This window comes from Leifsonia sp. Soil_N53 (assembly GCF_057655165.1).
Window position 1 is genome coordinate 1 of record NZ_JBDGMM010000004.1, and the last position, 5,785, is coordinate 5,785.

Here is a 5,785-nt window from a genome sequence, read left to right on the forward strand (position 1 = left end):
CCTGGCGCGACCTCGCCGACCCGCTCTGGGCGGAGCCGCATCCCATCGCCTACGACTTCGGCGTCGGCTCGCCCGACCCCGCGCTGTTCCCTGCCGACGCCTGGCGGCGCGCTGTGGCGGCGGCGCTCCGCGGGCCGGCCCTGCGGTCCGCGCAGTACGCGGATCCCGCCGGGCCCGTGCGGCTGCGCGCCGGCATCGCGCGGCATCTCGGACTCGCGCGCTCCGTGGTGGCCGCGGCCGAGGACGTCGTCGTCACCAGCGGTGCGCAGCAGGCGTTCGACCTGCTCGCCCGCATCCTGCTCCAGCCCGGCGACACGGTCGCGGTGGAGGACCCGGGCTACCCTCCGGTCCGCCAGCTCTTCGAGCAGCTCGGCGCGCGCGTGGTCCCGGTGCCCGTGGACGAGCACGGCCTGCGCGTGGACCTGCTGCCGCGGGCCCGGCTGGTCTACGTGACGCCCTCCCACCAGTTCCCGCTCGGCGGAGTGCTGTCGCTGGACCGGCGCGCCGCGTTGCTGGAGTGGGCGGCGCGCCAGGACGCCGTCGTGATCGAGGACGACTACGACAGCGAGTACCGCTTCGGCGCGAGGGCGCTCGACCCGCTCCAGCGGCTGGACGCCGACGGCCGGGTCGCCTACGTCGGGACGTTCTCCAAGACGATGCTGCCCGGCCTCCGGCTCGGTTTCGTCGTGGCGCCGCCGTCGCTCGTGCCGGCCCTGCGCGGCGCCAAGCGGCTGACCGACTGGCACAACGACGTGGTCACGCAAGCCGCGATGGCGAGTCTGCTCGATTCGGGGGCGTTCGCGTCGCACGTCCGCCGGGCGCGGCGGGTGTACGAGGAGCGGCACGCGCTGATCGGCCGGGAGGCCGAGCGGCTGCTCTCCGGGCGGCTTTCGGTCGTGCCGTCCGCCGCGGGGCTGCACCTGGCGCTGCGGCCGGTGGCGCGCGTGGCCTTCGACTCCGCGCGGGTGACGGCCGCGGCGGCCGTCGCCGGCGTGGCCGTGCAGCCCCTGCCGCGGTTCGCCCTCGGCGAGGGCTTCGAGGGCCTCCTGCTCGGCTTCGGGTCGATCGCGGCCGCGGACATCCCCGACGGCGTCCGGCTCCTCGCCGAGGCGGTGGGCCGGACGCACGCGGGGTAGGTCTGCGCACGCCTGATGGCGCCGCGCGTCAGATAGCGGACCAGCCGCCGTCCGATGCCAGCACGGTCCCCGAGATGTTGGCGGAGTCGTCGCTGAGCAGCCAGGTGATCGCGGCGGCGAGCTGCTCGGGGTGCGCGACCGGCGGGACGTTGGTCTGCATGATCGGGCCGAGCCGCTCGCCGGCGAGCTGCGACTTGAAGGTGCCGTCCACGTTGGTGATGACACCGCCCGGCGCCACCGCGTTGGCACGGACGCCGTTCGGCGCGTAGAAGACGCTGGTGCTCTTGGTGAGGCCGATGACGGCGTGCTTCGACGCGGTGTACGCCGCGCCCGCCGCCGAACCGCGGAGGCCGGCCTCCGACGACACGTTGACGATCGACCCGCTCCCGGCCGCGACCATGAGCGGGAGGACCGCGCGGCTGAGCCGCATGATCGCCGTGACGTTGACGAGGAACACCCGGTCCCACGTCGCGTCGTCGACCTCCGCCGCTGGAAGGAAGCCGTCCATGATGCCCGCGACGTTGGCGAGGGCGTCGACCCGGCCCCCGGCGGCCGCCAGCACCGCGGCGATGGTCTCCTCGCTGGAGACGTCGCCCGCGACCGTGACGATGTCGAGCTCGGGGTTGTCCTCCACCAGCGCCGCCAGGCGGTCGGCCGAGATGTCGCTGCCGACGACGCGAGCGCCCTCGGAGGCGAGGCGGAGGGCGGTCGCCCGGCCGATGCCGGAGCCCGCTCCGGTCACGATGGCGGTCTTTCCGGCGAAGCGTCCGGATCCGTTGCTGCTCATGCTGTCGTACTCCTTGTGTCGATGACCTCGTGGGCGCTCGATGGTGGGCGTCGATGCATTTATAACACCAAGTGCCATAATGGAGGCCATGAATCCGCTGGAAGCCGAACCCGCCCCCCGCCGCCGCGGCAGGCCGGCCGACGTCGACCCCGAGCGGGTCGCCCTGCTGGCCCTCCGGCACTTCGAGGAGCACGGGTACGAGGCGACCACCATGGACGAGCTCGCCGCGCTCGCCGGCATCGGCCGCCGGACGCTGTTCCGCTACTTCCCGTCGAAGCCCGACCTGGTGTGGGGCGGACTGGAGCCGGTGGTGGAGCGGATGCACGCGGTCCTGGACGCGGCGCCGGCGGACGAGCGCCCGCGCGACGTGATCGCCCGCGCCATCACGGAGTCCCTCGACCTCGGCGCCGAGGGCATCGAGGCGACCAGGCTCCGGCTGCGGCTGATGGCCTCCGACCCGGCCCTGATCGGGTTCGGGCTGACCCGGCTCGGGGCCAACCGCGACATCCTGGCGGAGTTCATCGCGCGCCGGCTCGGGGAGCCGGCGGAGGCGCTGCGCCCGCAGGTACTGGCCGACGCGATCAGCTCGGCGAACTTCTCGGCGCTGCTCTGGTGGGCGGTGCGGGGCGAGGGCGACGACCCGGCCGCGACGGCCGTGGCGGCCCTGGACGAGGTGCTGCGGGGGCTGCCCGGCTGACCCGCGGCGCGAGTAGCCTGAGCGCCATGCCGATCGTCAGCGAGTTCCCTCCCGGCACGCCCGTCTGGGCCGACCTCCAGACCTCCGACCGCGCGGCCGCGGCCGCGTTCTACCGCGCGCTGTTCGGGTGGCAGGTCCCGGACGCCGACCCCGCCCACGGCGGCTACGCGGTCGCGGAGCTGGGCGGGACCCCGGTCGCCGCGATCGGGCCGTTCCCGCCCGGCATGCAGCGCCCGGTCTGGACGGTGTACTTCGCCGTGGCGGACATCGACGCGTCCGCGGCGGCGGCCACGGCGACCGGGGGAGCCGTGCTGCTGGCTCCGGGCGATTTGATGCCGGGCGTCCGGATGGCCATCGTCGCCGACCCGGCAGGGGCGGTGCTCGGGCTGTGGCAGCGCGCCCAGGACTCCCCGTGGCTGCGCGACGAGCCGGGCGCGGTCGACTGGCTGGAGCTCGCCGCACCCGACTACGAGAGCACCTTCCCCTTCTACGAGGCGGTGCTCGGCGTCGCGGTGAGCGAGATGCGGGTGAACGACGAACCCTACGGCCTGCTCGACGTCGGCCCCGCGAACGTCGCGGGCGCCACGACCGCCGCGGAGGGCGTGCCTGCGCACTGGCTGGTCTACGTCGGCGTTGCCGACCTCGACGCCGCAGCGGAGGCGCTCACGGGGCTCGGCGGGACCATCCTGGAGCCTCCGGTCGCCGCCGGGGGCGTCGGCCGCTGGGCGATCGTGACCGACCCGCAGGGCGCCGCGTTCGGCCTCCTCGAACCCGATGCGCGCTGAGGTCGGGACGGGCGCTCGCGCGGACGGCGCGGGCATCCTGGTCTGCTAAACTCTTCAGGTTGCCGTCAGAACGGCCGCGGATTAAGAGAGCCCAGGCATCCGGCCCCGGGCACCGCGCAGCGAGAGAAAGGGGATCCCCTCTATGGCACTGGATGCTGAGACCAAGAAGGCGATCATCGAAGAGTACGCGACCCACCCCGGTGACACCGGATCCCCCGAGGTTCAGGTCGCCATCCTGACCAAGCGGATCAAGGACCTCACCGAGCACCTCAAGGAGCACAAGCACGACCACCACTCGCGTCGTGGCCTGCTCCTCCTGGTCGGTCAGCGTCGCCGCCTGCTCGGCTACCTGTCGGACATCGACATCAGCCGTTACCGCGCCCTCATCGAGCGCCTCGGTCTGCGTCGATAACGCAGGTCGCACGCAGGTCGAGCTTCGATCGACAACGCGATCTTCTTGCGAACGGGCCGTCACCTCCGGGTGGCGGCCCGTTCCGCGTTCCCGGCCTACACCGGGCCGGCCGCGCCTCTGCGCCGCGCCGCCGTGACCCGGTCGAGCAGCGTCACCGCCACCAGCGCCGCCGCCACCGCCGCGATCGCGATCGTCACCCCCACCAGCCCGATCAGCGGCGACGCCAGCGGAGCGAGCAGCACCAGGAGGATGGCGATCCCGGTCTTCAGGGGCCGGATGACGACCTCCGGCACCAGCGGAGCGTGCAGCACGTAGAGCATCAGCAGGAAGACTGCCACCGGGATCGCGATCGCGTACTCGGTCGCGATGTCCGGGATCGCCGCGTGCGCTGCGCCCCGCTGCACCGCGACCTCCAGCCCCGCCCCGAGCGCGGCCAGCGACGCGAAAACGAAGTAGTGGCCGTAGCCCCAGTAGAACGACCTCTCGCGTTTCGACCGCAGGCCCTCGGCCGCCGGCTCCAGGAAGTAGAGCCACCAGAGCGCGAAGAGCAGCACCAGCCCGGCGGCCGCGATCAGGACCAGCGCGGGGGAGACGCCGTGCTCCGCCAGCGCGCTCTGCACGCCGATCGCCGAGGCCGACACCGACTCGCCGAGCACGATGATCGTGAACAGCCCGTAGCGCTCGGCGATGTGGTGGGGATGCCAGGAGGTCATCCCCGGCCGCTCCGCCCACACGGGCACCAGCAGCTCCAGCAGCGCTGCGAGCAGGAAGGTCCACGGCTTCAGCTCGACCGGGAGGAACCCCCACGCCACCCAGACCACCTGCACCGCCGCGATCCCGACCGCGTAGCGGGTCGCCGTGGCCCGCCCGTCGGGATGCTCGACGGCGGCGCGGACCCATTGGGCGACCATCGCGAGCCGCATGATGACGTAGCCGATGATGATCGCGGTGAATTCCTGATGCTCGAACGCGGCAGGCACGCCGGCGGCCAGCACCAGCACGCCGCCCATCTGGACCATCGTGGTGAGTCGGTAGGGCACGTCGTCGGTGTCGTACGCCGAGGCGAACCAGGTGAAGTTCATCCACGCCCACCAGATCGCGAAGAACACCATGAGGTACGGGCCGAGGAAGGACAGCGCGTGGCCCTGCTCGCCCGCATGCGCGAGCTGCGCCGACACCTGGGCGACCGCGACGACGAAGGTCAGGTCGAAGAGCAGCTCGAGCGGGCTGGAGACGCGATGCTCCTCGTCGGTCGAGCGACCGGACATCGGGATGCGGAAGGCGATGCTCATGTGCGCAAGCATAGGAGGATGCTCCGCCGCGCCCTCCTCGCCGTCACCGCCGCCTACCTGCTGCTCGTGGCGTGGATCACGCTGAACCCGTTCCCGGCCGACCCGCACCGCAACACACTGCTGGAGGGGCTGCTTGCGTCGTTCGCGGCGACCCCGCTGCTCGCCTGGATCGACTACGACGTGGTGGAGACCACGGCCAACGTCCTGCTGTTCGTCCCGTTCGGCGTGCTGTTCGCGATCCTGCTGGGCCGCTGGCGCTGGTGGCTGGCGTTCGCGCTGGGCGTCGCGACGACGCTGACGATCGAGTTCGTCCAGCTGTTCCTCCCGACGCGGTTCAGCGACCCGCGCGACCTGATCGCCAATGCGCTCGGGACGCTGCTGGGGATCGGGGTGGTGGCGGTGGTGACGGCGGCGCGCGAGCGCCGGAGCCGGGAGCGGGGCGCCGTCGCGGCCGCGTCGCAGCGCGCCTGAGTACGGTGGACCCCGTGCGCACGATCGTGAAGGAACGCCCCGACGCGCCGGCCTCGTTCTTCGAGGCGGAGGCCGCCGGCCTGCGCTGGCTGGCGGAGGCCGAACGCGACGGCGGCGCCCGCGTGGTGCGCGTGGCGGCTGTCGGCCCTGGTCGCATCGAGCTGGAGGAGGTGCCGGAGTCCCGACCGACCGCCGCCGCGGCCCG

The 5,785-nt window shown here is 73.1% G+C and carries 7 protein-coding genes and 1 pseudogene; 6 read left to right on the plus strand and 2 right to left on the minus strand.

All coding sequences use genetic code 11. From position 1 onward, the window contains the following. Window positions 1-1,136 (plus strand): MocR-like pyridoxine biosynthesis transcription factor PdxR (gene pdxR, locus AC3A3H_RS00065; protein WP_487612491.1); only part of this gene is annotated, 1,136 nt, incomplete at its 5' end. 28 nt (window positions 1,137-1,164) lie between these two features. On the opposite strand, the gene AC3A3H_RS00070 is transcribed toward pdxR, so the two are convergent. Further along, complete coding sequence (locus AC3A3H_RS00070) at window positions 1,165-1,923, minus strand: SDR family NAD(P)-dependent oxidoreductase (protein ID WP_487612492.1); 759 nt, start codon at window positions 1,921-1,923, stop codon at window positions 1,165-1,167. Between the two features lie 88 nt (window positions 1,924-2,011). Between AC3A3H_RS00070 and AC3A3H_RS00075 the strand changes: the two genes are divergently transcribed. The 3 genes from AC3A3H_RS00075 to rpsO all read left to right on the plus strand — a co-directional run bounded on the left by AC3A3H_RS00075 (window position 2,012) and on the right by rpsO (window position 3,817). Next, window positions 2,012-2,620, plus strand: coding sequence for an acyl-CoA-like ligand-binding transcription factor (locus AC3A3H_RS00075; RefSeq protein ID WP_487612493.1), 609 nt, complete (start codon window positions 2,012-2,014; stop codon window positions 2,618-2,620). Between the two features lie 26 nt (window positions 2,621-2,646). Continuing rightward, a complete protein-coding gene (locus AC3A3H_RS00080) occupies window positions 2,647-3,405 on the plus strand; it encodes a VOC family protein (RefSeq protein WP_487612494.1) in 759 nt (252 codons plus the stop codon). Between the two features lie 142 nt (window positions 3,406-3,547). After that, window positions 3,548-3,817 (plus strand): 30S ribosomal protein S15, encoded by a 270-nt coding sequence (gene rpsO / locus AC3A3H_RS00085; RefSeq protein ID WP_487612495.1) that lies wholly within the window; start codon window positions 3,548-3,550, stop codon window positions 3,815-3,817. Window positions 3,818-3,912: 95 nt separating this feature from the next. Here the strand turns inward: rpsO and AC3A3H_RS00090 are convergent, their stop codons facing one another. Next, window positions 3,913-5,109, minus strand: coding sequence for a low temperature requirement protein A (locus AC3A3H_RS00090; RefSeq protein WP_487612496.1), 1,197 nt, complete (start codon window positions 5,107-5,109; stop codon window positions 3,913-3,915). Window positions 5,110-5,127: 18 nt separating this feature from the next. Here AC3A3H_RS00090 and AC3A3H_RS00095 point away from each other — a divergent pair, with 18 nt between their 5' ends. Together AC3A3H_RS00095 and AC3A3H_RS00100 are read left to right on the plus strand one after the other, a co-directional pair. After that, window positions 5,128-5,580 (plus strand): VanZ family protein, encoded by a 453-nt coding sequence (locus tag AC3A3H_RS00095; protein ID WP_487612497.1) that lies wholly within the window; start codon window positions 5,128-5,130, stop codon window positions 5,578-5,580. 14 nt (window positions 5,581-5,594) lie between these two features. Next, a pseudogene (locus tag AC3A3H_RS00100) lies at window positions 5,595-5,785 on the plus strand (fructosamine kinase family protein); the annotation flags it as partial.

Coding starts and splice junctions, on each gene's coding strand:
- AC3A3H_RS00090 (WP_487612496.1), bottom strand. CDS start 5,109: ATGAGCATCGCCTTCCGCATCCCGATGTCCGGTCGCTCGACCGACGAG.
- AC3A3H_RS00080 (WP_487612494.1), top strand. CDS start 2,647: ATGCCGATCGTCAGCGAGTTCCCTCCCGGCACGCCCGTCTGGGCCGAC.
- rpsO (WP_487612495.1), top strand. CDS start 3,548: ATGGCACTGGATGCTGAGACCAAGAAGGCGATCATCGAAGAGTACGCG.
- AC3A3H_RS00070 (WP_487612492.1), bottom strand. CDS start 1,923: ATGAGCAGCAACGGATCCGGACGCTTCGCCGGAAAGACCGCCATCGTG.
- AC3A3H_RS00075 (WP_487612493.1), top strand. CDS start 2,012: ATGAATCCGCTGGAAGCCGAACCCGCCCCCCGCCGCCGCGGCAGGCCG.
- AC3A3H_RS00095 (WP_487612497.1), top strand. CDS start 5,128: ATGCTCCGCCGCGCCCTCCTCGCCGTCACCGCCGCCTACCTGCTGCTC.